This window comes from Dactylosporangium sp. NPDC000521 (assembly GCF_042898305.1).
Taxonomy (GTDB): Bacteria; Actinomycetota; Actinomycetes; order Mycobacteriales; family Micromonosporaceae; genus Dactylosporangium.
In genome coordinates, this window is record NZ_JBIAYW010000031.1 from 68883 (window position 1) to 95156 (window position 26274).

Genomic DNA, 26274 nt, shown 5'->3' on the forward strand with positions numbered 1-26274 from the left:
CACGCGCATGATTGCGAGCCAGATGCCCATCGTCGGCCTGGCCGCGGCGGCCGCCGAACTCGAAGCCAGCGGCAAGCGGGTCAAAGTACTGTGGCAGGAGAGCGAGTCGCTGGCGTTCGTCGCCCGCGGCCGCGAGTACCGCAGCGAGTTCCACATCAACCCGAGCGACGAGGTCATGTTCATGATCCGCGGGTCGATGAACCTGCACTACCGCAACGCGGACCACACCGAGGGCGTCGCCGTCATCCCGGAGGGGTCGTCGATCTTCACCCCGACTGGGATCCCGCACTCGCCGCGCTTCGCGCCCGACGCGTTCGTTCTGGTGGTCGAGCGTCTGCGGCGGCCCGGTGAGCTGGACCGGTTCCGCTGGTACTGCCCGGGATGCGACACGTTCCTGCACGAGGAGAGCGTCCACATCAGCGACTACCGGCTCGACCCGGTCGCCGGCGCGTACCAGCGGTTCTTCGGCAACCTCGAGGCGCGTACCTGTGCATCGTGCGGCACCGTGATGCCGGACGAGCGGTTGTGACCGGGGGCTTCGGCCCGATCGGCGACGTCATCCGAACGGCACTGCGCAGGTATCCCGACCGGCGGGCGTTCGTCTGCGGGTCGCAGGAGCTCAGCTACGCCGAAGCGGAGTCGCTGATCGCACGGGTCATCGGCCTGCTCCGGGACGACGGCGTGCACGCAGGTGACACGGTGGTCCAGGTCCGGTGCAACGACCCGTTGCAGTGGCTGGTCGCCGCTGCCTGCTTCGTCGCGGGGTTCCGGTCCGCCTCGCTACCGCCGGACGCGGCCCGGCTGCGCGCCGCCCGGCCCGCGGCCGTGCTCGTCGGCGCCGGGCTGACGGCGCAGCTCGCCGAGGCCCGTGACGCGGACCCGTCGGTGCGATGGTGGTGCGACGGCGACGTCCCCGGCTGGCGCGACCTGCACGCGGAGCTGGACCGCCGGGTCGAGGCGCGCGTGCCGATGAGCGCCCCGGCGGAGTCGGTCGTGCGGTTGGCCTACACCTCCCGGGGGATCAAGCCCGTGGAACTGTCGAGCGGCGCGCTGTGCGCGGTGTCCACCCTGACGCTCGCCCAGCTCGACTGGCCGCCGGCGCCACGCGTGCTGTGCCCTGAGCAGGTGTCGGGCGGTTTCGGCAACATGGTCGTGCCGACGCTGGTCCGCGGCGGGACGTTCCTCATGCTCGAGCGGTTCGACGTCGGCGCGCTGCTCGACGTCGTGCGCCGCGAGCGACCGGACGTCCTGCTGCTGATGCCGCCGTCGCTTCGTGCGCTCCTGTCCCATCCCGACGTGCGCGAAGCGGACTGGTCGAGTCTTCGCCTGGTCTGCTACAGCGGAGCCGTGCTCGGGCCCGACGAGATCGACCGTGCCCACGACGTCTTCGGGCCGGTGCTGTGCGGCATCTTCGGCCAGGTCGAGGTGCCGAAGACGATCGCGATGGCGACACCGTCGGACCACCTGTCCACCGACCCGCGGCGGCGCACCTCCCTCGGACTGCCCTATCCCGGCATGTCAGTGGAGATTCAGGACGGCCAGGGCCGCGCGGTCGCCCGCGGCGTCGCGGGCGAGCTGTGCGTGCGCGGACCGACGCTCATGACCGGGTACGCCACGACCGCCGCGGTCGCCGACCCGTTCCGGCACGGATGGCTGCGCACGGGTGACGTGTGCCGGATGGACGAGGACGGTTACCTGCACTACCGGAACCGGATCGAAGACGTGCTCACGGTCGGGGCCGAGCTGGTGTGCCCCGCCGACCTGGAGGACCTCGTGCGGTCCACGGTGGGTCATTTCGCCGCGGTGGTCAAGGTCGGCCCGGACGCGGTCACGGTGTTCGTGGCGGGTGCGCCGGGCGACGCTGTGCTGCGACAGGTACGGGACGCCCTCGCGGGTAGCCGGGTCCGCATCGCCGGTGTCACCGGCGTGGAGCGGCTTCCCGTGGATGCCATGGGCCGGGTCGACCGCGCCGCCCTGCGTACGGCGCCCGGTGCCGGGCCTGGAGGCGGGCATGAGTGACCAGGTCGTCGACGTGCACAGCCATGCGATGCCGATGCCCCTCTTGCGCTGGTTGTCCGGTAACGGGCTCGCCGACCTCGACCAGTTGGACGACGGCGTCGTGCGTATCGCTCCAGCGGTGTCCGGGCTCGCCGCCGGCGTGCCGATTCCGCTGCCGCCACAGCAGTACGACGTCGATCTTCGGCTCGCCGACCTGCGGGCCGGCGGCGTCGACCGCCAACTCGTGTCGCTGCCGCCGTTCGTCACCTGCGCGGCCGGCGACGACGAGCGTGAGGTGCTCCAGGTCGCCCGGCGCGGCAACGACGCCCTCGTCGAGATGCTGACCGGCCACGAGGACCACTTCGCCGCGCTCGGATTCGTCCCGCTCGGCACGGCGGGCGCGGTGGCCGAAGCGGTTCGTTGCCTCGACGAGCTGTCCTGTGCCGGCCTGGCCATCGGGACACAGGGACTCGGCGCCGAGTTGGATGATCCGGTCCACGAACCGCTCTGGGACCTGTTGGCGCACCGGGGTACGTTCGTGTTCCTGCATCCCAACGCGACGCCGGGCGGAAGCCGCCTGGACGCCTACTGGCTGCCCCAGCTGGCCGGCTTCCCGATGGAGACCGCACTCGCCGTGAGCCGGCTCGTGCTGGGCGGTGTCCTGGAACGCCACGACCTCACGCTGTGCCTGGCGCACGGCGGCGGCTGCCTGCCGGCATTGCAGGGCCGCCTGGACCTCGGGTGGCGCCGTAAACAGGTCGCCCGGACCACGCCGCGGCCGCCGAGCGACTACCTGCGGCGGCTGTACTACGACACGGCGACCTTCTCCACGACGCTGTTGCGGCGCCTGGTCGAGGACTTCGGGGCCGGCCATGTCCTGGTCGGCACGGACTACCCATTCGACCTCGCCGACTTCGACCCAAGGGGCACCGTCGCGGCACTGGGTCTCGACGACGACCAGCGCCGCGCTATCGAGGGCGCCACCGTGACCACGCTGATCCCGGGGCTACGAGGCTAATCAGCCCACAGCCTCATAGCCCTTGGCCAGCTCGCGGGAGATCGATCGGGCCGCCATCCGCAGCGCGGGTTCGATCGACGACGACGAGCGGGAGTTGGAGTGCATCACGACCGACAGCGCGGCGACCACCCGCTGGTCGTGGTCGAAGACCGGTGTCGCGACCGAGACCGTGCCGAGCTTGAGCTCCTCCACGCACCGGGCGATGCCGGTGCGGCGCACGTCCTGCAGCGAGCGCATCAGCATGCCCGGCATGACGATCGTGTACGGCGTGTAGCGCTTCAGGCCCGCCTGCAGGACCCGCTCCTGGAACTCTCGGGCCGAATGACTGAGCAGGACCTTGCCGACCCCGGTGGCGTGCAGCGGGTACCGCCCGCCGATGTGCGACACGACGCCCACCGACCGCCGCCCCCACAGCCGCTGCACGTACAGCACGTCGTCTCCGGCGAGGACGGCGAGGTGGACGTTCTCGCCGGTGGCGTCGTGCAGGTCGTGCATGAACGGCAGCGAGACGTCGCGAAGGGTGCGCGGCTGCGGACAGAGCGCGCCGAGCTCCCACATCCGAAGACCGATCCGGTAGCCGCCGTCGGCGCCTTTGGCCAGCACGTTGAGCGCGACGAGCTCCGTCGCCATGCGGTGCACGGTGGACACCGGCAGGCCGGTCGCGGCCGCGAGGTCGACGAGCCGCAGGCACGGCGTGTCCGGGGTGAACGCGTTCAGTAGGGAGAACACCCGGCTGGACACCGATCGTGCCGGTGCCGCGACTGCTTGTGGTGTCGTTGTCGCCAGCTGGAACACGCCGGTCGTCACCTCCCGGGCAGGTCGACGGGACCCACCGGCAGTGATCTTACGCGCCGGGCCGCTTCGTCCGGAAGTCCCGCGGGTGAGCGAACGCCCAGGTCACGGACCGTCACGACCAACATCACGACCGCGACCGCAGCCATCGCGCCCGCGAAGACGCTCAGGTCCGGGACCGCACCGGGCGGCGCGCCCAACAAGGATCCGACGACCCCGATCGCCAGAATGGCCCCCGTGTACCGGCATGACTGGAACAACCCTCCCACGACTCCGGTCATGTGCCGCGGCGAGCGCTCGTACATCAGTCGCTGCAGCCCGAGGTTGCCCAGACCGTACGGCAGGCCGAGCACGACGCCGTCGAGCGCGATCAGCCAAACCGGCGTCGCCGGCCCGAAGGCCGCGATACCGGCAAGGCCGACCACGAGCAGGATCGCGCTCGACACCACGGTCAGCCGGGCGCTCACCCGCGTCATCACACGCGAGGCCGTGACCGTCGTCAGGGCTCCGGTCGCGGCGATGGGCAGCATGAGCAGGCCTGCCTCGCCGGCGCTGAACCCCCGCGCCTGGAACCATTGCGGCAGGCCGTAGAAGGCGCCGTAGTACGCCAGGTTGAACAGCAGGAAGGCGAACAGGACCGCGGGCAGGCCCTTGACCGCCCGCAACGCGGCGGCGTCGATGAACGGGTGAGCCGCTCGGCGTTCCCGCCATACGAACGCGATCGCGCCGAGGGCCAGCCCGATGCCGCCCCGGATGACATGGCCGAGCGTCAGGTCGAGCAGCGCCGCCACACCGAACGCGAAGGCGAGGATGCCGGGCACGTCCATCCTCGCCACGGTTGCTCGCAGGTTCGGCATCGCCTGGTCCTGGTCGGGGCCCAGTACCGCCAAGCCGGTGACCATGGCGGCGACGGTCAGGGGCAAGTTCACCCAGAAGATGGCCGGCCAGCCGACGGTGCTGGTGAGCAGGCCACCGAGCACCGGGCCGATGGCGCCGCTCGCGGTGTTGACGCTCGCGACGTGCGCGAGCCGGTCGGTGGCACCCACCCGGCGCAGGAAAAGCAACGCGCATGGGTACGCGGCCGACACCCCGACCGCTTGCAGCGCGCGGCAACCCACCAGGAGACCGACATCCGGGCAGAGCGGGGCGACTGCGGCCGCGACCGTCGCGGTGAGCATGCCCGCGACGAAGACCCGGCGCGGCCCGAACGCGTCCGCGAGCCGGCCCAGCACTGGCTGCGCGACACAGGCGGTGAGGTAGAAGACGCTGACCACCCAGCTCACCGTCGTCAGGGAGACCCGGTAGTGCTGCTGCACCGCAGGCAGCGCCACCACGATCATCGACGAGTTCAGTGGTGCCAGCAGCGTGCCCGTCATCAACGCCGCGAACCCCACCCGGACCCGCACCGGCGATGGACTCAGCACGTCAGCACGAGTTTCCCGGCGACCTGCCCGGATGCGAGCACGGCCAGGGCCCGTGCGCCCTCCTCGATCGGTACGACATCGTGCAGCCGCGGCTTGAGCCGCCCTTCGGCGACCCAGTCGAAGATCCGCCGCAGGTTCTGTTCGTGGACCGGGCGCTCCCGGCGGACGAACTCGCCGAGGAAGACGCCCACCACGGCGGCGCCCTTGACGAGCGGGAGGTTGAACGCCAACCGCGGAATGTCCCCGGAGGCGAACCCGACGACCAGGTGCCGTCCGCCCCAGCGCAGCGCGCGGACGGCGGACTCGGCGACTGTGCCGCCGACGGGGTCGAAGATCACGTCCGCGCCCTCGCCACCGGTCAGCGACCGGATCGCGTCCTTGACCGCAGCGCGGTCGTCGCCGTAGGCGAACGCTGCCTCGGCGCCATAGGCCAGCGCGGCCTCGGCCCGTTCGGGCGTCGACGCGGCCGCAATCACCCGGGCCCCCAGCAGCTGTCCGATCGTGACGGCAGCGGAGCCGGTACCTCCGGCGGCGCCGAGCACGACCAGCGTGTCCCCGGCCCGCAGCCCGGCACGCTGGACCAGCGCATGACAGGCCGTGGCCGAAGCCACGAGCAGGGCGGCGGCATCACGCTCGGCCACGTGCTCGGGCAGTACCGTGACCCGGTCGGCGCGGACGGCGATCAGTTGCCGGGCGCAGCCGTACTCCTCGTTGCCCACGACCCGGTCGCCCACCGCCACCGATTCCACACCGGGGCCGAGCGCCACCACCACGCCGGCGTACTCGCTGCCGGGTGAGAACGGGGGCTCCGGCCGGACCACGTGCGTGCCGGCGATCACGAGGGTGTCGTGGAAGTTCAGGCCGACATGGCTGACGGCCACCAGGACCTCACCCGGCCCCGCGACCGGCTCCGGCAGCTCCACCACGTCGAGGACGTCCGGGGTCCCGAGCCGCGGGCAGATCAGCGCCTTCACCGGTGCTCGCCGGCACGGACCACACCGGACGCGGCGAATGCGTCGACGTCCGCGGCGGAGAAGCCGACCTCGCACAGCATGTCGCGCGTGTGCTCGCCGAGCTCCGGCGGCGCGGCACGCAGCGCCGGCAGCTCACCGTCGTAGCGGACCGGGTGGGCGAGCACGGTCGCGCGCGCCGCGCCGGCCGGCAACTCCATCAGCAACTGCTCGTCGCGCACCTGCGGATCGCTCCGGACATCGTCGTACGTCGCCACCCGCTCGATCCAGAAACCGCGCGGCTCGAGGACGTCCGCGAGCTGCTGGTACGTCCAACCGGCAAGCACCCGCCCGAGGATCCCGGCGTACTCGTCGCGCCGGCGCCGCCGCTCGTCCTGGTCGAAGGCGGCCAGTTCCTCCGAGCCCAGGGCGGCCCCAAAGTCGTCCATCGTTCCGCTCACGGCAATGGCGACGCATGCGTCCTTCAACCGGTACACACCGTACGGCGCGTCGATCGACCAGCACGCCAGCTCCGGCGCCCGCGTGATGTCAGCTTGTGACTTGCGCCCGGAGAAGTACAGCGCCAGCGACTCCGCCTGAAGATCGAGCCCGGCGGCGAGCAGGCTCGACTCGACCCGCGCCCCTTTTCCGGTGGTCAGCTTCCGTGCGTAGGCCGCCAGCACGCCCATCGCGAGCAAGGCAGCCCCGTGCTGGTCGACGACCGGCGTCCCCGCCGCGTCCCCGGTCACCGAGATGAGGCCGCTGCGCGCCTGTACCAACAGGTCGACACCCGGCCGGCCGGACATCGGACCACGTGACCCCCATCCGGTCGCGGACGCGTAGATGATGTCCGGCCTGATCGCCCTGACCGCGTCATAGCCGAGGCCCAGCTTCTCCAGTGCGCCACCGCGGTAGTTCTCGATGAGCACGTCGGCCCACTCGATCAGGGGGCGCAGGACGGTCATGGCGTCCGGGTGCTTGAGGTCGACGACGACGGACCTCTTGTTCCGGTTGACCGCCAGGAACGTGACGCTCCTGCCGTCGAGGCGGATTCCCGCGCTGCCGACCCGGCGTTCCCACGACCCGGACGGGGGCTCGACCTTGACGACGTCGGCGCCGAGATCAGCCAGGTACTGCGAGGCGGAAGGCCCCTGGACGAAGTGGGAGAAGCTGAGGACCCGCATACCGTCGATCATGTAAGGCTCCGATGACCGTTCGAGGGATGGCTGCAAGCACCGTAGGAGCCGGTCCGAGGCGGCACCCAACCCGAAATCCCGTTGAGCGGAAACCAGCTCTCCCCACCGATCCGGCTGCGGCGCACGCTGAGCGCCATGAACGCACACCTGCCGGCCGCGGCCGAACCGCGCCGGCTCCGGTTGCCCGGCGCGGTGCTCAACTGCTCGGTCACCGGCGCCGGCCCAGCGGTACTGCTGCTGCACGGGTGGCCGCAGACCCGGTACGCCTGGCGCTTCGTCCAGCCGCTGCTCGAGCAGCACTACACCGTGGTCGTCCCGGACCTGCCCGGATTCGGCGCCAGCGCGCGACTGCCTGGCGGCTACGACAAGAAGAGCGTGGCCGCCATCCTGCACGCGCTGATGTCGCACCTGGGGTTCGCGACGTTCCACGTCGTCGGTCACGACGTGGGCGGGCAGATCGCCTACCCGCTCGCCGCCTGCTACCCGGCCTCGGTGTCGAGCCTCATCTTCGTCGAGGCCGGAATACCCGGCCTCGGGCACAGCGAACGCGCGGCCAACCCGCTGCTCGGCGGCTCGTGGCACTTCGGCTTCAACATGCTCGACGACCTGCCGGAGTTGCTGCTCGCCGGGCGGGAGCGCCCGTACCTGGAGTATCTGTTCCGCCGTGACACGATCGGCTTGTTCGTCACCGAGGCGATCGGCGATGCGGACCTCGACGTGTATGCCCGCGCGTTGGCCGGACCGGGCGCCGTGCGCGCCACGATGGGCTACTACCGTTCACTGCCCGCGGACATCGAGGACAACCGGGCGCTGTGCCGCAACGCTCCGCTGGCCATGCCGGTCACGGTCGTGGGCGCCCGGTACGGCATCGGCCTGGGCTGGCTGGACTCGGTGCGGGAGGCCGCACCCGCCGTATCGAGTCACCTGATTGAGGACTCGGGGCACTACGTCCCCGAGGAACAGCCCGAACAGCTGGCATCGCTGATCGGCACGACAATCGCGGAGCTGCCATGATCATGAATCGTCGAACGGCGCTCGGCATACTGGGCGTCACCCCGCTTGCCGCTGGCGCGTTCCTGAGCGGGTCCGAACGATTCCGGAGGCGGACAACTGTGGCGGATTACCTGTTGGTCCATGGCGCATGGCACGGGGCCGGACATTGGGCGCCGCTGGCCGGACTGCTCGCTGCCCGCGGCCACCGGGTCCTCGCCCTGGACCTGCCGGGCCACGGCATGTCGGCGCGCTTCCCGGTCGGCTACTTCGCAGCCGGGCAGCCAGGCCTGCAGTCGCAACCATCGCCGCTCGTGGACGTCACGCTCGAGACGGCGGCGCAAGCCGTGGTGGCCGCCGCTCGCGACTTGCCCCGCAGGCCGGTCCTGGTCGCCCACAGCATGGGCGGTGCCGTGGCGACCCGGGCGGCCGAGCTGGCGCCGGAGCTGTTCGAGCACCTGGTGTACGTCACGGCTTTCGTGCCGACGCGGTTGAAGGCCGCCGGCGCGTATCTCGCGCTGCCGGAGGCCAAGTCGGCGCTCGGTGCCGGCCTGTACCTGGGCGACCCGGCGGTCACCGGCGCGGTGCGCATCAACCCGCGGTCCACCGACGAGGCGTACCTGGACGAGTTGCACGCCGCATACTTCACGGGTCTCGGGCCGGAGCAGTTTCTCGCCTGCGCGGCGGCGCTGACACCGGACCAGCCGGTGTCGTTCCTGGCGTCCGATGCCGGTGCCACCCCGCAGCGGTGGGGCCGGTTGCGGCGTACCTACGTGCGGTGCACGCTGGACCGGGCCCTGCCGCTGGAGTTGCAGGATCTGATGATCCGCGACGCCGACCACCTCGCGCCGCACACCCGCTTCGCCCAGGAGACCATCGAGTCGGGCCACGCGGCGTTCGCGTCCCGAACGCGGCAGCTCGCCGACATCCTCGACGCCGTCACCGTCTGATCTCCATTCACAGCTGACTACGGTCGTTGGTCACTGTCCTATTCGGACTGTTCACGGTCCGAACAGGACAGTGGCCTGCTCGTTGGCGCCGCCTCCAGGGCCTCCAGCGGCACGCCGGTCCGCCCCGGTCTCCCCGCGGTCACGTCAGTCCGCGCTGGCGTGACAGGACGCTCCCGACGCCGGCGGCCGTGGCCTTCACGGCCACCGCATGAGCCTCCGGCCGGAAGCGCCCCACCGGCCCGGCCACGCTGATGGCCGCTATCGCGGTCCCGCCGGCATCAAGGACGGCAGACGCGACGCACAGCAACCCGAGGCGGGACTCCTCGCGCTCGAATGCGACACCCGTCTCCAGCACCCTGCCCATCTGACGACGCAGCAGTCCGGGAACGACGATGGTGTGCGGCGTGCGCCGCTCCAGCGCACCGGCCAGGACCTCCGCGCGGAAACCGGGCTCGCCGTGGGCGAGCAGCACCTTGCCGATCGCCGTGCAGTGCAACGGCATCCGCCCGCCGGTCCGAGACGGCGAGGCGGCCTGCCGATGGCCGCCGATCTTCACCAGGTAGACGACCTCGGCGCCGTCGCGGATGCCGAGATGGACGGTCTCGTGGGTGCGCTCGTAGAGATCCTGCAGGAACGGCATTGCCACCTCCAGCAGGCTGCGCTCGACCGACGCCCGCATGCCGAGCTCGAACAGCCCACCGGAGAGCCGGTAACCGTCCGGCGTCTTGTCGAGCAGCCGATGCTCCACAAGGTCGCGGGCGACGCGGTGCACCGTGCCCTTCGGCAATCCGGTCCTGCGCACCAGCTCGGCCAGTGGCAGCACCGAGTCATGCACCGTGAACGAGTGCAGGATCGCCATCGCCTTGCCCAGCACGGTGCTCAGGTCTGCCGCCATGACGTCAGCGTATCGCTGAGTGGAACGATCCGATTGCTCCCGTTGGCAACACCCTCGACTCTTGCGGTGATGAGCGAATCTCCTGCAAGTCGCATCGATTCGGCCGCCGTCACCGCGGCGGCCGACCGCCTGCGCGCCGCTGCCATGCAATGCCGGCCCACCCCGCCTGTGCGGGACCTGATCGGATCCGATGACATCGTCGCGGCCTACGCCGTGCAACGCAGACTGGCGGACGAACGCGTCGCCGCCGGCGCGACCATCGTCGGCCGCAAGATCGGGCTCACCTCCGAAGCGGTCCAGAAGCAGCTCGGTGTCGACCGCCCGGACTTCGGCCTGCTCTTCGACGACATGGCCTACGACGGCGGCGACACGGTGCCCTACAGCGCCGTCCTGCAACCTCGCATCGAGGCCGAGATCGCGTTCGTACTCAAGGAAGACCTGGCCGGTGGCCCGCTCGACGCCGCTCAGGTGCGCAGCGCGATCGACTACGCCACACCCGCGCTCGAGATCTGCGGCAGCCGCATCCAGGACTGGGACATCACCTTCGGCGACACCGTCGCCGACAACGCCTCGGCCGGGGCATTCGTGCTCGGCCCGGTGCGCAGGAACCTCGATCAGGTCGAGCCGAAATCGGTCGGCATGCAGATGGCCATCAACGAGAACGTGGTCTCCACCGGCAACGGCGCGGCCTGCCTGGGCGACCCGATCACTGCGGTCGTCTGGCTGGCACGTCAGGCTCGCGAATTCGGCGAGCCGCTGCGAGGGGGACAGGTCATCCTGTCCGGGGCGCTGGGGCCGATGCGGCCGGTCAGGCCCGGCGACTCCGTCACCGCCACGATCACGGGCCTGGGCAAGGTCTCGGTCACGTTCGGCTATGAGGGCCGCGTACGCGGCAACCAGTGAGGAATTCATGATCAAGACGAAGGTCGCCATCATCGGGTCGGGCAACATCGGGACCGACCTGATGATCAAAGTGATGCGGACCAGCCGGCATCTCGAGATGAGCGCGATGGTCGGCATCGACCCCGACTCCGACGGGCTCGCGAGAGCGAGGCGGTTCGGGTTCGCCACGACACACGAGGGCGTCGACGGACTCATCGAGCTCCCCGAGTTCGACGACATCGAGATCGTCTTCGACGCGACGTCGGCCAAGGCACACAGGTACAACGCCGGCAAGCTGCAGCCCTTGGGCAAGCGACTCATCGACCTCACACCGGCCGCGATCGGGCCCTACGTCGTTCCGGCGGTCAACCTCGCCGAGCACCTCGACGCGCCCAATGTCAACATGGTGACCTGCGGTGGCCAGGCGACGATCCCGATCGTCGCGGCCATCAGCCGAGTCGCCCCTGTGCCGTACGCCGAGATCGTCGCCTCGATCGCGTCGAAGAGCGCCGGTCCGGGCACCCGGGCCAACGTCGACGAGTTCACCGAGACCACCGCGGCGGCGGTCATGACGGTCGGCGGGGCTGGGCGGGGGAAAGCGATCATCATTCTCAACCCCGCCGATCCGCCGCTGATCATGCGGGACACGGTCTTCGCCCTGGTCGACGCGGCCGACAAGCACGTGCACACCGAGATCCGGCGCTCGGTCGAGAAGATGGTCGCCGACGTGGCGGCCTATGTGCCTGGCTACCGGCTCAAGCAGCAGGTACAGATCTCCGAGATCCCGCACGACATGCCGCTCGAAACCCTCATCGAGCCCGGTGCGCAGCGGCCAACGCACCAGGTGTCAGTGTTCCTCGAGGTCGAGGGCGCCGCGCACTACCTCCCGGCCTACGCCGGCAACCTCGACATCATGACGTCCGCCGGCCTGCAGGTGGCCGAGCAGATCGCCGCCGGTCGTGCCCAGGAGGCAGCCGCGTGAGCACGTCGACCTTCATCCAGGACGTCACCCTTCGCGATGGCATGCATGCCGTACGCCACCGCATCAGCGCCGACGACGTGCGACGCATCGTCACCGCGCTCGACGCGGCCGGCGTGGACGCCATCGAGATCGCCCACGGAGACGGGCTGGCCGGCTCCTCGATCAACTACGGGCCCGGATCCCACACCGACTGGGCCTGGATCGAGGCGGCCGCCGACGTGCTGCGCAACGCCCGCCTCACCACGCTCCTGCTGCCGGGGGTCGGCACCATCCACGAGCTGAAGACCGCGTGGGACCTCGGTGTCCGCTCGGTGCGGGTGGCCACGCACTGCACCGAGGCCGACATCTCGGCCCAGCACATCGCGGCGGCCCGCGAGATCGGGATGGACGTCTCCGGATTCCTCATGCTGTCGCACCTGGCGCCGCCGGAGGAGCTGGCCAAACAGGCGAAGCTGATGGAGTCGTACGGCGCCCACTGCGTCTACATCACGGACTCCGGTGGCCGGCTAACGATGCACGACGTCGCCGCGCGCGTGCGTGCGTACCGCGACGTGCTCGAACCCACCACGGAAATCGGCATCCACGCGCACGAGAACCTCTCACTCTCGGTCGCGAACTCGCTCGTCGCCGTCGAGAACGGCGTCTACCGGGTCGACGCGTCCCTCGCCGGGCACGGCGCGGGCGCGGGCAATTGTCCGATCGAGGCGTTCATCGCGGTCGCCAACCTGTCCGGCATCAAGCACGGATGCGACCTGTTCAAGCTACAGGACGCCGCCGACGACATCGTCCGGCCGCTGCAGGACCGCCCGGTGCGAGTGGACCGCGAAACCCTGACACTCGGCTACGCCGGCGTCTACTCCTCCTTCCTCCGCCACGCCGAGAACGCCTCCCGGCAGTACGGGGTCGACGTCCGCGACATCCTCATGGAGTGCGGCGCCAGAAGCCTCGTCGGCGGCCAGGAAGACATGATCATCGACATCGCGCTCACCCTCGCCGCCGGGTCCGGTGCCGCGAACGGCGGCTGAGGAGCCGGCACGACCGGCCACGCCGCGGACAGCGAACGGTTGCTGGTCGGAGACTCCGACCAACAACCGACTTGCGATCCAGTCCCTGACCAGCCAGGAGTACGTGCCGCGCTACGCCCGGGCCTGACCCCGGCGCGCCACTGCCCACCGGGCGGGACGGCGCCGGCGTACCGTCACGAAGACGAAAGCTGGACGGTCGGCTGGTAAACGATTCGGCCGCCTTGGCAACAGATGTGTGTGATCTCATCCAACCCGCTGTCCGCGCGGATGAGCCGGCGCCGGTTCGTCGGTGGCGTGGCAGGCGCCGGCATGGCGCTGGCCGCCGGCTGCGCTCACGAAGACGACGACGCCTTCGGCGCCGGCATGCTGGCGGGCGGGCCGGCGGAGCAGTTCACGCCGCCGACGGCCAAGCTGTCCGGGGCGTTGCGGATCCTCGCCTGGAGCCATTTCGTGCCGACCTACGACCGCTGGTTCGACGGCTTCGTCCGCCGGTGGGCCGACCGGGTCGGCGTCGGCGTCACCGTGGACCATGTCGATCTGGGCCAGATCACGACCCGGGTGGCGGCCGAGATCTACGCCGGGCGTGGGCATGACCTCATCCAGGCGGTGGCGCCGTTGCCGCAGTTCGAACCGGCGGTGCTGGACCTGACCGACCTCGTCCGGGAGGCCAACCGGCGGTGGGGTCCGCAGCTGGAACTGTGCCGGCGGTCGAGCTTCAACCCGGCGACGAACCGGTACTTCGCCTACGCGCCGGGCTGGGTTCCGGATCCCGGGAACTTCCGGCGTTCGATGTGGTCGAAGATCGGCCTGCCCGGCGGGCCGTCGAGCTGGGACGAGCTGCTGCGCGGCGGGGCCGAGATCCGTCGCGCCACCGGCGTGCAGCTCGGGCTCGGCATGTCGCAGGAGCTCGATTCGAACATGGTCGGCCGATCCCTGCTGTGGTCGTTCGGATCGTCCATCCAGAACGGCGAGGGCCGGGTCACGCTCGACGCGCCCGAGGCCGTCGAGGCGGTCGAGTTCATGACCCGGCTGTACCGCCAGGCCATGACCGACGAGGTCTTCTCGTGGATCCCCAGCTCCAACAATCAGGGCCTCGTCGCCGGGCGGCTGTCGTACATCAGCAACTCGATCTCCGCCTGGCGTACCGCGCAGCGGTCCACCCCCGCGGTCGCGGCGGACGTCGGCTTCGTGCCGGCGCTGGCCGGACCGGCGGGTGCCGTGGCCGCACACCACCTCGTGCACAACTGGGTCATCCCGAAGCACGCCGCCGGGGCCGCCGCCGGACAGGAGTTCCTCTTGCATTACACCGCGAACTTCGCAGCCGCCACCTACTCGTCGATGCTGTACGACCTGTGTGCCTGGCCGGGCCGCACCCCGGAGCTCACGGCCTGGCTACGGCACGACCCGTTCCGCGCCGACCCGCCCGCCAAACTGGCACTGCTCGCCGACGCCGCCCGGTGGAGCGCGGACCTCGGCCACCCTGGCACCGCCAACGCCGCCGTCGGGGAGGTGGCCGGCAGCTTCATCATCCCCGACATGTTCGCCCGCGCGGCACGCGGCGAGGTCAGCGCCGCGGTCGCGGTCGCCGACGCCGCGGCGCAGGTCCGGTCCATCTACGCCAAATGGCGCGCCCGCGGGCTGGTGGCCTGATGGGACACCACACATTCCCGCCGGGCGGGCGCCGCGTCCGGGACCGTGACCGCGCGCTGGCATCGCTGTTCGTCGTGCCGACCGTGGGCTACGTCGCCGCCCTGATCGTCGGGCCGGTCGTGCTGGCCGTCGCGTACGCCGTGTCGGACGTGACCGTCGCCGACCCGACCTTCGACTGGGCAGGACTGGCCAACCTCGAGGTCGTGCTGGCCGATCCCGTGTTCTGGCGGTCGCTGCTCAACACGTGCGTCATCACCGCGGCGGCCACGTCGCTGGCCGTGGTCGGCGGGAACGTGGTGGCCCGGCTCATGCTGGCCCCGGTGTACGGCCGCTGGCTGGTGCGGCTGTGCGTGCTGATGCCGTGGGTCACCCCGGTCACCATGTCGTCGGTCGCGTGGCTGTGGATGCTCGACTCGGTCTTCTCGCCGCTGGACTGGGCCGGTCGGCAGCTCGGCCTGCTCGGCGAGGGGCAGAACGTCAACTGGCTCGGCCGGCCCTCGACGGCCATGGCCTCGGTGGTGGCCGTGCAGGCGTGGCGGCTCACCCCGCTCACGGCCGTCATCATCATGGCCGGGCTCGTGGCGATACCCCGCAACATCTACGAGGCCGCCCGCGTCGACGGCGCCGGCCGCTGGCTGCGGACCCGGTTCATGACGGTACCGCTGACCGCCCCGATCGTCGCGGTCGCGGCGCTGTTCTGCGCGGTCTTCACGTTCAGCGACATGGCGGTGGTGCGGGTCCTGACCAACGGTGGCCCGACCCATGCCACGGAGGTGCTGGCCACGCTGGCGTTCCGCAGGGGCATCGACGGCGGCGACGTCGGCCAGGGCGCCGCGGTGGCCCTGTTCCTGCTGCCGGTACTGCTGGCCGCGACGCTGGCGATCCTCGGCCTGGTGCGCCGGATGGTGGTCCGGTGATGCCCGCGCGATCCGCCGAGCGGGCGCGGCGGAGGCAGCGGCTGGGCGGTGTGGCTGTGCACGCGGCGGCCTATGCGGCCGCGTTGCTGGGCGCGGGGCCGTTCCTGTGGAGCGTGATCACCGCCGTCAAGCTCAACCGGGACCTGTACGACCCGGCGCACAGCCCCGTGTGGTTCAACGCCCCGCCGACCGCCGACCACCTCGTGTATCTGTGGCGGCAGACGGCCTTTCCGACGTTCGCGTGGAACACGCTCTGGATCGGCGCGGCGGTGGTCGCGGTGACCCTGCTGCTCGCCACGCCGACCGGTTACGCGCTGGCGCGGCTGCGGCGGCCGTGGGCCGGCCGGCTCGGTATGGCGATCTTCCTGTGCTATCTCGTCCCGCCGAGCGTGCTGTTCCTGCCGCTGTCGCGGCTCGTCGCCGCCGTCGGTCTGCAGGACTCCGACTGGGCCCTGGTGCTGGTCTATCCGACGCTGACCGTCCCGGTGTCGGTCTGGCTGATGATGGGGTTCTTCAGCGCGATCCCGGCGCAGGTCGAGGAGCAGGCGCTGGTCGACGGCTGCACCCGGTTCGCCGCCTTCCGCCGGGTCGCGCTGCCGCTGGCGGTGCCCGGGCTGGTCGCGGTCGTCGTGCTGAGCTTCGTCCTGTGCGCGAGCGAGTACCTCTACGCGATCGCGTTCATTTCCCCCACCGCCGGGAAGGTCGTCTCGACCGGGATCCCCACCGAGTTGATCCGCGGGGACCTGTTCTACTGGCAGTCGCTGCAGGGTGCCGTCGTGTTCGTCGCGGTGCCCATCGCGGTGGTCTTCAACCTTCTGCTCAAGCGGTTCGTCGCGGGGTTCACCGCGGGCGCGGTGACCGTGGGCTGACGCACGGCGCAGCGCCGGCTACGGCGGCGGCCCGATGCCGCTGCGCGGTGCCTCGGTGCTGCTGCCGGGCCGGTCGTCGAAGATGATGTGGATGTTGACGTCGGCGCGGCTGAGCGCCCACAGGCCGATGATGTCTGCCAGCGCGAAGATCACCGCGGCGAGGATCGCCAGCACGATCCGCCGCCGGCGTTCCCGGCGCCTCCAGCCGGCCAGGGCGGCCGGGTAGCGGTTCGACGCGCCGTGGACCGAGGTCGCGAGTGCGTCGAACACGTCGCGGAGCTGCTCCTCGGCGACCCCCGAGCCCGCGGCCGAACCGGTCGCGGGTGCCTGACGCGGTGCCTGCCCGGATGGAACGCCACTCATCTCCGCTCCTCCAGTAACCGCGTGAGCGTGGCCATACCCCGCGAGGTGTGTGACTTAACCGCGCCGGGGGAGATGCCCATTGCCGCGGCTATCTCCGATTCTCGCAGATCCAGCCAGTACCGCAGTACCAGCGCTTCCCGCTGCCGGGTCGGCAGCCGCTTGATCGCCTCCACCAGGGCCCGCTGGTCGTCGCGCAGCAGCACCTCGGCCTCGGCCGACCCGACCGACTCGATCACCTGCTCCGCATGCCTGCGTGCCACCTGCAGCCGGCGCACCCGCATCCGCACGAGGTTGCACACGACGGCGCGCACGTAGCTCAGCGCGGCGTCGTGACTGCGTAACCGGTGCCATCGCCGGTACAGCTCGTAGAACGCCTCCGAGACGATGTCCTCGGCCTCGCCCTCCGCACCGAGCAGCACCGCCAGGCGCAGCAGCGGGGTGTGGTTGGCGTCGAAGAGCCTGGCCAGTGCGGCCTCGCGGTCCAGGTCGGCGAGGTTGCCCCCGGCGGGGCCGGGCGTGGCCGGCGCCGGGTCGGCGGCCGGTGCGAGCGGGCGGGACGAGACCTGTTGCGTCACGGGGCCACCGCCCCTGCGGCGGTACCGTTGCTGAGTTCCCGGGCCACGCCGATGCGGTCCAGCGCCGGGGTCAGCGCGGCGGCGACGGCGAGGTTGAGCACCAGCGCGGCGAGCGCGACGTACACATGGACGCCGGCGAACGAGACGACCGAGGAGAAGCCGCCGGAGGCGACCAGCACGGTCCCCGCCACCATGCCGACGAGCCAGCCGACCAGCAGCGCGCCGCGGTGCGGCCAGCGGGTGAACAGCCCGAGCGCCACCGTGGGGAACGTCTGCAGGATCCACACCCCGCCGAGCAGCTGCAGGTTGATCGCGTCCTGGTCCGGCAGGCCGAAGATGAAGGCCAGTGCGGCGAACTTCGCCACCAGCGACACCGCGCGGGCGACCTGGGCCTGGTGCTTCGGCGTCGCCGACGGGTGGAAGTACTCGACGTAGACGTTGCGGACGAACAGCGTCGCCGCGCCGACCGACATCACCGCGGCCGGCACCAGCGCCCCCACCGCCAGCGCGCCGAACACGAGCCCGGCGGCGACCGGCGAGGTCAGCTCCCGCACCATCAGCGGCACGGCCGCCTCGGCGTTGCCGGGCCGGGCCTCGACGCCCGCGGCGAGCGCTGCGACGCCGAGCAGCGCGAAGAGGCCCAGCACCGCGGTCCACGCCGGCAACCCGATGATCGCCTTGCGGAGCCGGTCGCCGCTGGATGCGGCGAACGACGCGGTCAGCACGTGCGGGTACATGAGCAGCGCGAGCGCGGAGCCGAGCGCCAGCGTGGCGTAGGCGGTGTAGAGCGAGGGGGTGAGGGTCAGGGAGGTCTCCGGCCCGCCGCGCGCGGCGATGGCGTCCTCGGCGGCGCGGAACACCGCCTGCGGTCCGCCGAGCCGGTCGAGCACGAGCACGACGATGCTGACGACCGTGGTGGCGACCAGGACTCCCTTGGCCAGGGAGATGACGGTCGGCGCGCGCAGCCCGCTGCGGTACGTGGCGCCGGCCAGCACCGCGAACACCGCGACCAGCGTGAGGTCGCCCGCGATCCCGTCGGGGTAGAGGCCGCCGGCGACCAGGACCGCGCGGATGCCGAGCAGCTGCAGGGCGATGTACGGCATGGTGGCGAGGATCCCGGTGAGTGCCACCGCGAGCGCGAGCAGCGGTGAGTCGTAGCGGGCCCGTACGTAGTCGGCCACCGTCGTGTGGCCGTTGTCCCTCGCCACCCGCCACAGCCTCGGCAGGAGCACGAAGGCCAGCGGGTAGACGATCACCGTGTACGCGAGCGCGAAGAACCCCAGCGCCCCGACGCCGTACACCAGACCCGGTACCGCGGCGTAGGTGTAGGCCGTGTAGATCGTGCCGCCGAGCAGGAACCAGGTGAGCACGGCCCCGAACTGCCGCCCCGCCAGCGCCCAGCCGTCGAGTGTGGGCAGCTCGTCGCGTACCCGGAAGCGCCGCGCGGCGATCGCGAGCAGCGACGTGCCGGCGACGACCAGCGTGAAGGCGGCGGTGCTGGCGGAATCGACCATGGGCACCCTCTCAGTCCTCCGTATGTTGCGCAGGCTTCCGGATCGGTTGACACGAAACAAGAGGCAATCGGGCAGTAAACCGCGCGACACGGGTGCGCAACATTCAAGCATCGTCGACGACTGTTCGGAGGCCGGGATGACGAGATCCTGCAAGGCAATCAGGGTCGCTGCCTACACCGGCCTGGCCCTGCCGCTCGTGGCCATCCTCTGTGTCCCGTTGTACGCGCGGACCACGCCCCGGCTGGCCGGGCTGCCCTTCTTCTACTGGTTCCAGTTCGCCTGGATCTTCCTCAGCGTGGCGCTGATGGCAGGCAGTCATCTGCTGCTGCGGCGCGCGGACCGACGGGTCCACGCGCCGGGGACGCACCCGGGCGGACACCCCCACCCTGGAGAACCTGCATGAGCATCTTCACTCCGACGACCCGGGCCCGCCCGGGTCTGCGGTCCATCGTGATCTGGGCGATCGTGTCGATCGTCGGCGCGATCGCCTGGGGGATCATCGCCCTGGCCCGCGGCGAGCGCATCTCGGCGATCTGGCTGGTGGCCGCGGCGCTGTGCTCGTACGCGATCGCCTACCGGTTCTACGCGCGGTTCATCGCCCGGCGCGTGCTCAAGGTCGACGACCGGCGCGCCACGCCCGCCGAGCGGCTGGACAACGGCATCGACTACCACGTCACCGACCGCCGCGTGCTGCTGGGCCACCACTTCGCCGCGATCGCGGGCGCCGGGCCGCTGGTCGGGCCGGTCCTGGCGGCGCAGATGGGCTACCTGCCCGGCACCATCTGGATCATCGTCGGCGTGGTCTTCGCCGGGGCCGTGCAGGACATGGTGGTCATGTTCCTGTCCATGCGCCGCGACGGGAAGAGCATCGGCCAGATGGCCCGGGACGAGATCGGCCGCGTCGGCGGCGTCGCGGCCCTGCTGGCCGTCTTCTCCATCATGATCATCCTGCTGGGTGTCCTCGCGCTCGTCGTCGTCAACGCGCTCGCGAAGTCACCCTGGGGCACCTTCTCCATCGCCATGACCATCCCGATCGCCCTGTTCATGGGCTTCTACCTGCGGGTGCTGCGGCCGGGCCGGGTGATCGAGACGAGCGTGATCGGCGTCGCCCTGCTGGTCCTCGCCATCGCCGCGGGCGGCTGGGTCCAGGACTCGAGCTGGGCCGCCGCGTTCACGCTCAAGCCCGAGACCCTGGTCTTCTGCCTGGTCGGGTACGGTTTCCTCGCGTCCGTCCTGCCGGTGTGGATGCTCCTCGCGCCGCGCGACTACCTGTCCACGTTCATGAAGATCGGGACGATCGCGCTGCTCGCGGTCGGCGTGCTGGTCACCGCCCCGGTCCTGCAGAACGAGGCCGTCACCAAGTTCGCCTGGAGCGGCGAGGGCCCGGTCTTCGGCGGCACGCTGTTCCCGTTCGTCTTCATCACCATCACCTGCGGGGCGCTGTCCGGCTTCCACGCGCTGATCTCCTCGGGCACCACGCCGAAGATGATCCAGAAGGAGTCACAGGTCCGGCTCGTCGGCTACGGCGCCATGCTGATGGAGTCCTTCGTCGCGATCATGGCGATCATTGCCGCGTCACTGCTGGACCCCGGGCTCTACTACGCGATGAACTCTCCGGGCGGCGTGGTCGGCACGACCTTCCAGAGCGCCGCGACGGCAGTGACCAACATGGGCTTCGTCGTCACGCCGGAGACCCTGCAGGCCACGTCCGCCGCCGTCGGCGAGCCGACGCTGGTGTCGCGCACCGGCGGCGCGCCGACGCTCGCCGTCGGCATCTCCGAGATCTTCTCCGGCTTCCTCGGCGGGGCAGGGCTCAAGGCCTTCTGGTACCACTTCGCGATCATGTTCGAGGCGCTGTTCATCCTGACCACGGTCGACGCCGGGACCAGGGTCGGCCGGTTCATCCTGCAGGACATGCTGGGCAACATCTGGAAGCCGATCGGCCGGGTCAGCTGGCGACCCGGCCTGTGGCTGACCAGCGCGGCCGTCGTGGGCGCCTGGGGCTACTTCCTGTACACCGGCGTCACCAACCCACTCGGCGGCATCAATCAGCTCTACCCCCTGTTCGCCGTCGCCAACCAGCTGCTCGCCGCCCTGGCCCTGACCGTCGTCACGGTCATCCTGGTCAAGAGCGGCCGGCTCAAGTGGGCCTGGGTCACCGCCATCCCGCTTGCCTGGGTCACGGCCGTGACAATGACCGCCAGCTACCAGAAGATCTTCTCCACCGACCCGAAGATGGGCTTCTTCGCCCAGCGCCAGCGCTTCGCCGACGCACTCGAACAGGGCAAGGTGCTCGCCCCCGCCAAGAACCTCGACCAGATGCAGCAGGTCGTCACCAACTCAACCGTCCAGCTCGTGCTGTCGGTGCTCTTCGCGGTCCTGATCATCATCGTCATCGTGGACGGGGCCAGGGTCTGCCTGCAGGCGATCATCCGAAACCGGGAACTGCCGACAACGGAGGCACCGTTCGTGGAATCGGCGATCGTCGCACCATCCGGGCTCTTCACCAATGCCAGGGAGCAGCGGGAGCTCGTCGTTGCGGCCGCCGTCGAGGGAACCGGCGACCGATGAACCTGCGGCGCCTGCCGGCGCGACTCTGGTGGTACCTGCGGGAACTGGCCGGTGAGACCGGCTACGACCACTACGTCGCGCACCATCGGGAACACCGCACGGCGGGAGCCCCGCTGACCCGGCGGGAGTTCGAACGGCTCAAGAGCGGCACCGCCGTGCGCTGCTGCTGAGGCCCGCGACCGCATCGCGGCCGGACCGGCCCCCACCGGGCCGGCCGGCCGCGACGGCCGGCCGCCTGGCGGTCGCGGGCCTCAGCCTTCTGCCGGGTCGCTGAGGTGGAACCCAGACATCGCCGCGGTCGGTGTCGTGGGCCCGTCCCCGGGGTAGTGTCGGTTCAGGCGACACATTGCGGGCAAGGAGGCCCGATCGTGACCGGACCGGCCTACCTCAGTGGATATCTCGCGCCGGTAGCCGACGAGATGGACGCGTACGACCTGCCCGTCAGCGGGGCGCTGCCTCCTGAGCTGACCGGGCGGTACTTCCGCAACGGCCCGAATCCGCTGCCCGGCCAGGACCCCGGGCACTGGTTCCTGGGGCCGGGCATGATCCACGGGATCCGGCTGCGTGGCGGGCGGGCCGAGTGGTACCGCAACCGCTGGGTGCGCACCGCGGAGCTCGAGGGTGCGTCGTACGTCCGCCCGGACTTCTCCATCGACCGCACCGCCGTGCCGGCCAACACCCACGTCGTGCCGCACGGCGACCGGATTCTGGCGCTGGTCGAGAGCGGCCTGCCGTACGAGGTGACAGCGGAGCTGGACACCGTGGGGCCGTGCGACTTCGGCGGCCGGCTCACCACCGCGATGACGGCACACCCCAAGCAGGATCCGCAGACAGGGGAACTGCACTTCTTCGGATACGGTGCCCTGCCGCCGTACCTCACGTACCACGTCCTGGACGCGGCCGGCGAGTTGGTCCGCAGCCGCGAGATCGCCGTCGCCGGGCCGACGATGATGCACGACTTCGCCATCACCGCCGGTCACGTCGTCTGGCTGGACCTGCCCGTGGTGTTCGACCCGGCGCTGATCGGCAGGGAACGCATCCCCTACCGATGGGACGACGCGCACGGCGCGCGGCTCGGGGTGATGCCCCGCGCCGAGCTCGCCACGGTGCGCTGGTTCGACGTCGATCCCTGTTTCGTCTTCCACGTCGGCAACGCGTACGAGGACGCCGCCGGCGCGGTGGTGCTCGACGCCGTCCGTTACGACGCCGCGGCCTTCGGGTCCGTGTGGTCGGGACTCGGCGGCGGAGCCAACCTGGACCGGTCCCGGGCCCAGCTGTACCGCTGGCGGCTCGACCCGGTGACAGGCACCCGGCGGGAGGAGTTGCTGGACGACCGCGGCGTCGAGTTCCCCACTCACGACAACGACCGCACCGGGCGACCCAACCGGCATCTGTACACCGTGGGCGAGCACACGATCGTCAAGTACGACACCGGCACCGGCAGCGCCACCGTGTACCGCTTCGATGCCGGGCAGCGCCCCGGCGAGGCGGTCTTCGTGCCCACGGACGGCGCGCGTGCCGAGGACGAGGGCTGGCTGCTCAGCATCGTCACCGGTCCGGCCGGCTCCGTCCTGCTCGTCCTGGACGCCGCCGGCCTTACCCCGGTGGCCACGGTCGGCCTGCCACGTCGCGTACCGGCCGGGTTCCACGGGTCGTGGATCGCCGACCGCACATGACTGCGACGGGGACCCGCGCCCGCGGATCCCCGTCGCGATAGTCGGGTCAGGGCAGGAACCACTCCTGGGCCTGGTTGCCGTAGCAGTCGTAGATCTGCAGCTGCGTGCCGTTCACGGTGCTGGTGCTCGGCACGTCCAGGCACAGCCCCGACACAGGGTTGCGCAGGGAGTGGTTCGGCCCCGCCTCCCAGATCTGGTTCGGTGTCAGGGTGCACGTGTACAGCTGGACCTTGGAGCCATAGACGGTGGCGTGGTTGACGACGTCCAGGCACATCCCCGCGATGCGGACGGTGCCGTCACCGAGAAGGGTGAAGATCTGGGCGTCCGCACCACCGTTGCAGTCGTAGGACTGGATCGGGTTGCCGTTGGTCCTGGCCCCCATGTTGTTGTTGATGCACTTGCCGGGGATCCCGGAGCGGATCATGCCGATGCCGGTCCACCGCGGCGTCCACGCCTGAGCGGCGTTGCCGTAGCAGTCCCAGAGCTGCAGCCGGGTGCCGTCGGTGGTGTCGCCGTTCCAGACGTCCAGGCACAGGTCGGACGCGGAGTTGCGCAGCGAGTTGTACGGACCGGTCTGCCACTGCTGCGTCACCGTGCCGGTGCAGGTCCCCAGTTCCACCGGTGTGCCCGGCGTCGTGCCGGCGTTCTTCGCGTTGAGGCACTTGCCCGCGATGCGGATCGTGTTGTCGGTGTGCATCGTCCACAGCTGGGCGTTGTAGTCGCCGTTGCAGGCGGACGAGGTGACGGGATTGCCGTCGGTGGACGCGCCGGCCGTGTTGTTCAGGCACTTGCCGGCGAGGCCGGAGCGCAGCAACATCAGCGTGTTGGCCGGCACGGCGCTGTTGGTGGATCGCCGGGTGCCGGCGTACACCCGGACATCGTCGATGGTGCCGGCGAAGAACTCGGCACCCGCGCCGGCCTGAAGGGTCCGGCCGATGTTGAACGACCCGGTGGCGTTCCAGCTCGCGGTGACGGTTGCCTCTCCCTGCAACTGCGAGTCGACGAACAGCCGGATCTTGCCGAGCGGTCCGTCGTAGATCGCCTCCAGGAAGACCCAGCCGTTGAGCTGCGCCGTGGCGATCGAGTTCACCTTCGCGACGACGGGTGCGTCCACGTCGCTGCCGGTCACCGCGAACGACCACCGGTCGACGGCACGGTCGTACCGGACGGCGAACGCGGCACCCCGGGTGCCCTGCTGGGAGAAGACGGTGCGGGACACGGTCTTGTCGCTGATCCGGACCCAGCCGGAGAGCGTGTACGACTGGTCGGTGCGCAGAACGGGCCGCTCGACGTCGTCGGCCGTGCTCAGGGTGCCCTTGTCGTCCCGGGTCGAGATGTATCCGGTGGTGCCGTTGAGCTGGACGCCGCCGTTGCCGTCGTGGGAGTCGTTGGTCAGCCACGCCGGTGTCGTTGCCGGGTCACCGTTCCAGCCGGGGTCGAGGGTCCAGTTGGGGCTGAGCGTCGCCTTGCGGGCGAACACGGAGCCGTCCGGGGTGTCGCCGCAGTAGCACTCCCCGTCGGGGAACTGCCACGAGCCGACTTCGAGGGGCTGGGTGAGGCCGGCTTGGGCCGGGACACCGGCTGCCGGGTTGGCGTTGGTGCCGGTGAGGTCGTCGGCGACCAGCGCCCGGTTCCAGGCACGGGCGTCCGCGATCTCGCCGCTGAACCAGGCGGTTTCGGCCCCCAGTGAGCGGGCGCTGCCCAGCACGACGGGCCCCCCGGCGGTCCAGCCTGTTCCGTGCGCCGACACCCATGTCGCCAGTGGGGTGGCGGTGCCGGCCATCACGCCGTCCTGCCAGATGCGCATCGTGTTCTGCGCCTCGTCGTACGACGCGACCAGCATCGTCCACTGTGCCAGCAGGGCGGTGCCGCTGCTCGTCGTCACGCTGGTGTAGGCGTTCAGCTGTGCCGAGTCCGCCAGCTTGAACTCCCACTTCCGGTTGACGCAGTCGAAGCTGAGCTTGAAAGCGCTGCCGCTGGTGCTGTTCGGCACGGCGGTCGAGTCCATGGACATGACGGTGTAGGTCGCCGGGTTCGTACACAACGTCGCCGCCGGTCGGACCGACACGGCGATGCTGAACGATCCGGCGGTGTCCACCGGGGCCGACTGGTATGCCCGGCCGGTGCCGGTGAACGTCGCCGCGTCGGCACCGACGTACCGCGCGCCGGACGTCCAGGTCACGCCGGTCGCGGTCAGCGACGACCCGGAGACACTGTCGGTGAGGCCGTGGCCGTTGATGCTGTCCAGGGGCCAGTGCGCGACCGCCGCCGACGGGGCGCCGACCAGGATGTTGTACACGGTGGTCGGGCTGGACCGCCCGGCGTCGTCGACGCTGTAGACGGTCAGCTTGTTGATGCCGTAGTGCGGCGGGGTCAGCATGATGGTCGGCGTGGCAGCGCCCGCGGTGACGGTCACGCTGAGCTCCGGCGCGTCCCAGCCGTAGACGTACTTGACGACGTCCTGCCCGTCGGGTCCGGCGGGCTCGCTGAACACGAAGCCGCCGCCGACACCGGGGCCGCCCCGCGGCGTGCAGGCGTTGATGTTGCCCGGGTCGCAGGGTGTGTACACGGGTGCCGTTCCTGACGCCGTCGGGGTCACCACCGGCGCGGGCGGCGCCGTCGTGTCGACCTTGAACGTGCACCACGGCGACCAGGGTGATGCGTCGGTGCCGTCGGCGGTCTGCACCCGGAACTGGTACTCCTTGCCTTCGGCGGCGCTGCCGAGGGCGACCGTCACGGCGCCGTTGCTATTGGCCGGTTTGCTCGGGCCGGGCACGCTCGTCACGGCACCGGACGGCAGCTGCTGCCATTGGAAGGTCGAAGTGAGGTTGTCGGCGGTGTCCGCGTCGACGTACTGGGCCTGCAGGACCGGTGTGGTGGTGCCGATGACGCCGCCGCAGGCGACCTGGCCCTGGTGGGGTGACAGGTTCGCGGGTGTGCCCGGCACCGTGTTGTAGGTGATGCTCATGGTGGTGCGGTAGTCGACGTAGAACTTCTTCCACCGGTTGCCGGCGGACTCGTTGGCGCCGTTGCTGTC

General features: G+C 70.8%; 24 protein-coding genes. 15 read left to right on the plus strand and 9 right to left on the minus strand.

Annotation, left to right across the window (positions count from 1 at the left end; translation table 11 throughout):
* The first annotated feature begins 7 nt into the window (after positions 1–7).
* Genes ACFY3L_RS49400 through ACFY3L_RS49410 form a run of 3 tightly spaced genes read left to right on the plus strand, consistent with a single transcriptional unit; the run spans position 8 to position 3016 of the window.
* Positions 8–529 (plus strand): 3-hydroxyanthranilate 3,4-dioxygenase, encoded by a 522-nt coding sequence (locus ACFY3L_RS49400; protein ID WP_389341092.1) that lies wholly within the window; start codon positions 8–10, stop codon positions 527–529.
* Positions 526–2019 carry an AMP-binding protein gene (locus ACFY3L_RS49405; RefSeq protein ID WP_389341095.1) on the plus strand — a complete coding sequence of 498 codons (1494 nt, stop codon included), beginning with the start codon at positions 526–528 and terminating at the stop codon, positions 2017–2019. Before ACFY3L_RS49400 ends, ACFY3L_RS49405 begins: the two co-directional genes overlap by 4 nt.
* A complete protein-coding gene (locus tag ACFY3L_RS49410) occupies positions 2012–3016 on the plus strand; it encodes an amidohydrolase family protein (protein WP_389341098.1) in 1005 nt (334 codons plus the stop codon). Before ACFY3L_RS49405 ends, ACFY3L_RS49410 begins: the two co-directional genes overlap by 8 nt.
* Here ACFY3L_RS49410 and ACFY3L_RS49415 read toward each other — a convergent pair whose 3' ends face one another.
* The 4 genes from ACFY3L_RS49415 to ACFY3L_RS49430 form a co-directional block, all read right to left on the minus strand.
* Positions 3017–3745, minus strand: coding sequence for an IclR family transcriptional regulator (locus tag ACFY3L_RS49415; RefSeq protein WP_389341101.1), 729 nt, complete (start codon positions 3743–3745; stop codon positions 3017–3019).
* 74 nt (positions 3746–3819) lie between these two features.
* The gene (locus ACFY3L_RS49420; RefSeq protein ID WP_389341104.1) at positions 3820–5232 is read right to left on the minus strand and encodes an MFS transporter; all 1413 of its coding nucleotides are present in this window, start codon (positions 5230–5232) and stop codon (positions 3820–3822) included.
* Entirely contained in the window at positions 5226–6206 is a 981-nt protein-coding gene (locus ACFY3L_RS49425; RefSeq protein WP_389341107.1) for an NADPH:quinone oxidoreductase family protein, read from the minus strand. The genes ACFY3L_RS49420 and ACFY3L_RS49425 overlap by 7 nt, the downstream gene beginning before the upstream one ends.
* Entirely contained in the window at positions 6203–7378 is a 1176-nt protein-coding gene (locus ACFY3L_RS49430; RefSeq protein ID WP_389341110.1) for a CaiB/BaiF CoA transferase family protein, read from the minus strand. The genes ACFY3L_RS49425 and ACFY3L_RS49430 overlap by 4 nt, the downstream gene beginning before the upstream one ends.
* Before the next feature lie 135 nt (positions 7379–7513).
* On the opposite strand from ACFY3L_RS49430, the gene ACFY3L_RS49435 reads away from it, so the two are divergent.
* Positions 7514–8392, plus strand: coding sequence for an alpha/beta fold hydrolase (locus tag ACFY3L_RS49435; RefSeq protein WP_389341113.1), 879 nt, complete (start codon positions 7514–7516; stop codon positions 8390–8392).
* Positions 8393–8505: 113 nt separating this feature from the next.
* On the plus strand, positions 8506–9318 hold the full coding sequence (locus ACFY3L_RS49440; RefSeq protein ID WP_389341116.1) for an alpha/beta hydrolase: 813 nt from the start codon (positions 8506–8508) through the stop codon (positions 9316–9318).
* 139 nt (positions 9319–9457) lie between these two features.
* Here the strand turns inward: ACFY3L_RS49440 and ACFY3L_RS49445 are convergent, their stop codons facing one another.
* On the minus strand, positions 9458–10213 hold the full coding sequence (locus ACFY3L_RS49445; RefSeq protein ID WP_389341119.1) for an IclR family transcriptional regulator: 756 nt from the start codon (positions 10211–10213) through the stop codon (positions 9458–9460).
* Positions 10214–10255: 42 nt separating this feature from the next.
* On the opposite strand from ACFY3L_RS49445, the gene ACFY3L_RS49450 reads away from it, so the two are divergent.
* The 6 genes from ACFY3L_RS49450 (at position 10256) to ACFY3L_RS49475 (ending at position 16538) form a co-directional block, all read left to right on the plus strand.
* Positions 10256–11116, plus strand: coding sequence for a 2-keto-4-pentenoate hydratase (locus ACFY3L_RS49450; RefSeq protein WP_389341122.1), 861 nt, complete (start codon positions 10256–10258; stop codon positions 11114–11116).
* Positions 11117–11123: 7 nt separating this feature from the next.
* The gene (locus tag ACFY3L_RS49455) at positions 11124–12077 is read left to right on the plus strand and encodes an acetaldehyde dehydrogenase (acetylating) (RefSeq protein WP_389341125.1); all 954 of its coding nucleotides are present in this window, start codon (positions 11124–11126) and stop codon (positions 12075–12077) included.
* Entirely contained in the window at positions 12074–13102 is a 1029-nt protein-coding gene (gene dmpG / locus ACFY3L_RS49460; protein ID WP_389341128.1) for a 4-hydroxy-2-oxovalerate aldolase, read from the plus strand. Before ACFY3L_RS49455 ends, dmpG begins: the two co-directional genes overlap by 4 nt.
* A gap of 237 nt (positions 13103–13339) precedes the next feature.
* The gene (locus ACFY3L_RS49465; RefSeq protein WP_389341131.1) at positions 13340–14752 is read left to right on the plus strand and encodes an ABC transporter substrate-binding protein; all 1413 of its coding nucleotides are present in this window, start codon (positions 13340–13342) and stop codon (positions 14750–14752) included.
* Positions 14752–15669: a carbohydrate ABC transporter permease gene (locus ACFY3L_RS49470; protein WP_389341134.1), complete on the plus strand. Its 918-nt coding sequence runs from the start codon at positions 14752–14754 to the stop codon at positions 15667–15669. The genes ACFY3L_RS49465 and ACFY3L_RS49470 overlap by 1 nt, the downstream gene beginning before the upstream one ends.
* On the plus strand, positions 15669–16538 hold the full coding sequence (locus ACFY3L_RS49475; protein ID WP_389341137.1) for a carbohydrate ABC transporter permease: 870 nt from the start codon (positions 15669–15671) through the stop codon (positions 16536–16538). Before ACFY3L_RS49470 ends, ACFY3L_RS49475 begins: the two co-directional genes overlap by 1 nt.
* Before the next feature lie 18 nt (positions 16539–16556).
* On the opposite strand, the gene ACFY3L_RS49480 is transcribed toward ACFY3L_RS49475, so the two are convergent.
* The 3 genes from ACFY3L_RS49480 to ACFY3L_RS49490 are packed head-to-tail and all read right to left on the minus strand — an operon-like array spanning position 16557 to position 18990.
* Positions 16557–16901, minus strand: a complete 345-nt coding sequence (locus ACFY3L_RS49480; RefSeq protein ID WP_389341140.1) for a hypothetical protein — start codon at positions 16899–16901, stop codon at positions 16557–16559.
* Positions 16898–17476: a SigE family RNA polymerase sigma factor gene (locus ACFY3L_RS49485; RefSeq protein WP_389341143.1), complete on the minus strand. Its 579-nt coding sequence runs from the start codon at positions 17474–17476 to the stop codon at positions 16898–16900. Before ACFY3L_RS49485 ends, ACFY3L_RS49480 begins: the two co-directional genes overlap by 4 nt.
* Complete coding sequence (locus ACFY3L_RS49490; protein WP_389341164.1) at positions 17473–18990, minus strand: sodium:solute symporter; 1518 nt, start codon at positions 18988–18990, stop codon at positions 17473–17475. The genes ACFY3L_RS49485 and ACFY3L_RS49490 overlap by 4 nt, the downstream gene beginning before the upstream one ends.
* Positions 18991–19126: 136 nt before the next feature.
* On the opposite strand from ACFY3L_RS49490, the gene ACFY3L_RS49495 reads away from it, so the two are divergent.
* From ACFY3L_RS49495 to ACFY3L_RS49510, 4 genes are all read left to right on the plus strand, one after another.
* Positions 19127–19393 (plus strand): DUF3311 domain-containing protein, encoded by a 267-nt coding sequence (locus ACFY3L_RS49495; protein ID WP_389341146.1) that lies wholly within the window; start codon positions 19127–19129, stop codon positions 19391–19393.
* Complete coding sequence (locus ACFY3L_RS49500) at positions 19390–21561, plus strand: carbon starvation CstA family protein (protein ID WP_389341149.1); 2172 nt, start codon at positions 19390–19392, stop codon at positions 21559–21561. Before ACFY3L_RS49495 ends, ACFY3L_RS49500 begins: the two co-directional genes overlap by 4 nt.
* Positions 21558–21731: a YbdD/YjiX family protein gene (locus tag ACFY3L_RS49505; RefSeq protein WP_389341152.1), complete on the plus strand. Its 174-nt coding sequence runs from the start codon at positions 21558–21560 to the stop codon at positions 21729–21731. Before ACFY3L_RS49500 ends, ACFY3L_RS49505 begins: the two co-directional genes overlap by 4 nt.
* 198 nt (positions 21732–21929) lie before the next feature.
* Positions 21930–23237 carry a carotenoid oxygenase family protein gene (locus ACFY3L_RS49510; RefSeq protein ID WP_389341155.1) on the plus strand — a complete coding sequence of 436 codons (1308 nt, stop codon included), beginning with the start codon at positions 21930–21932 and terminating at the stop codon, positions 23235–23237.
* Between the two features lie 46 nt (positions 23238–23283).
* On the opposite strand, the gene ACFY3L_RS49515 is transcribed toward ACFY3L_RS49510, so the two are convergent.
* On the minus strand, positions 23284–26274 hold a 2991-nt coding region (locus tag ACFY3L_RS49515; protein WP_389341158.1), incomplete at its 5' end, for a ricin-type beta-trefoil lectin domain protein.

Bases quoted from the DNA above. Each gene is read 5' to 3' on its own strand.
- ACFY3L_RS49400 (WP_389341092.1), top strand. From the start codon at position 8: ATGATTGCGAGCCAGATGCCCATCGTCGGCCTGGCCGCGGCGGCCGCC.
- ACFY3L_RS49410 (WP_389341098.1), top strand. From the start codon at position 2,012: ATGAGTGACCAGGTCGTCGACGTGCACAGCCATGCGATGCCGATGCCC.
- ACFY3L_RS49430 (WP_389341110.1), bottom strand. From the start codon at position 7,378: ATGATCGACGGTATGCGGGTCCTCAGCTTCTCCCACTTCGTCCAGGGG.
- ACFY3L_RS49435 (WP_389341113.1), top strand. From the start codon at position 7,514: ATGAACGCACACCTGCCGGCCGCGGCCGAACCGCGCCGGCTCCGGTTG.
- ACFY3L_RS49445 (WP_389341119.1), bottom strand. From the start codon at position 10,213: ATGGCGGCAGACCTGAGCACCGTGCTGGGCAAGGCGATGGCGATCCTG.
- ACFY3L_RS49455 (WP_389341125.1), top strand. From the start codon at position 11,124: ATGATCAAGACGAAGGTCGCCATCATCGGGTCGGGCAACATCGGGACC.
- ACFY3L_RS49470 (WP_389341134.1), top strand. From the start codon at position 14,752: ATGGGACACCACACATTCCCGCCGGGCGGGCGCCGCGTCCGGGACCGT.
- ACFY3L_RS49475 (WP_389341137.1), top strand. From the start codon at position 15,669: ATGCCCGCGCGATCCGCCGAGCGGGCGCGGCGGAGGCAGCGGCTGGGC.
- ACFY3L_RS49480 (WP_389341140.1), bottom strand. From the start codon at position 16,901: ATGAGTGGCGTTCCATCCGGGCAGGCACCGCGTCAGGCACCCGCGACC.
- ACFY3L_RS49490 (WP_389341164.1), bottom strand. From the start codon at position 18,990: ATGGTCGATTCCGCCAGCACCGCCGCCTTCACGCTGGTCGTCGCCGGC.
- ACFY3L_RS49495 (WP_389341146.1), top strand. From the start codon at position 19,127: ATGACGAGATCCTGCAAGGCAATCAGGGTCGCTGCCTACACCGGCCTG.
- ACFY3L_RS49500 (WP_389341149.1), top strand. From the start codon at position 19,390: ATGAGCATCTTCACTCCGACGACCCGGGCCCGCCCGGGTCTGCGGTCC.
- ACFY3L_RS49505 (WP_389341152.1), top strand. From the start codon at position 21,558: ATGAACCTGCGGCGCCTGCCGGCGCGACTCTGGTGGTACCTGCGGGAA.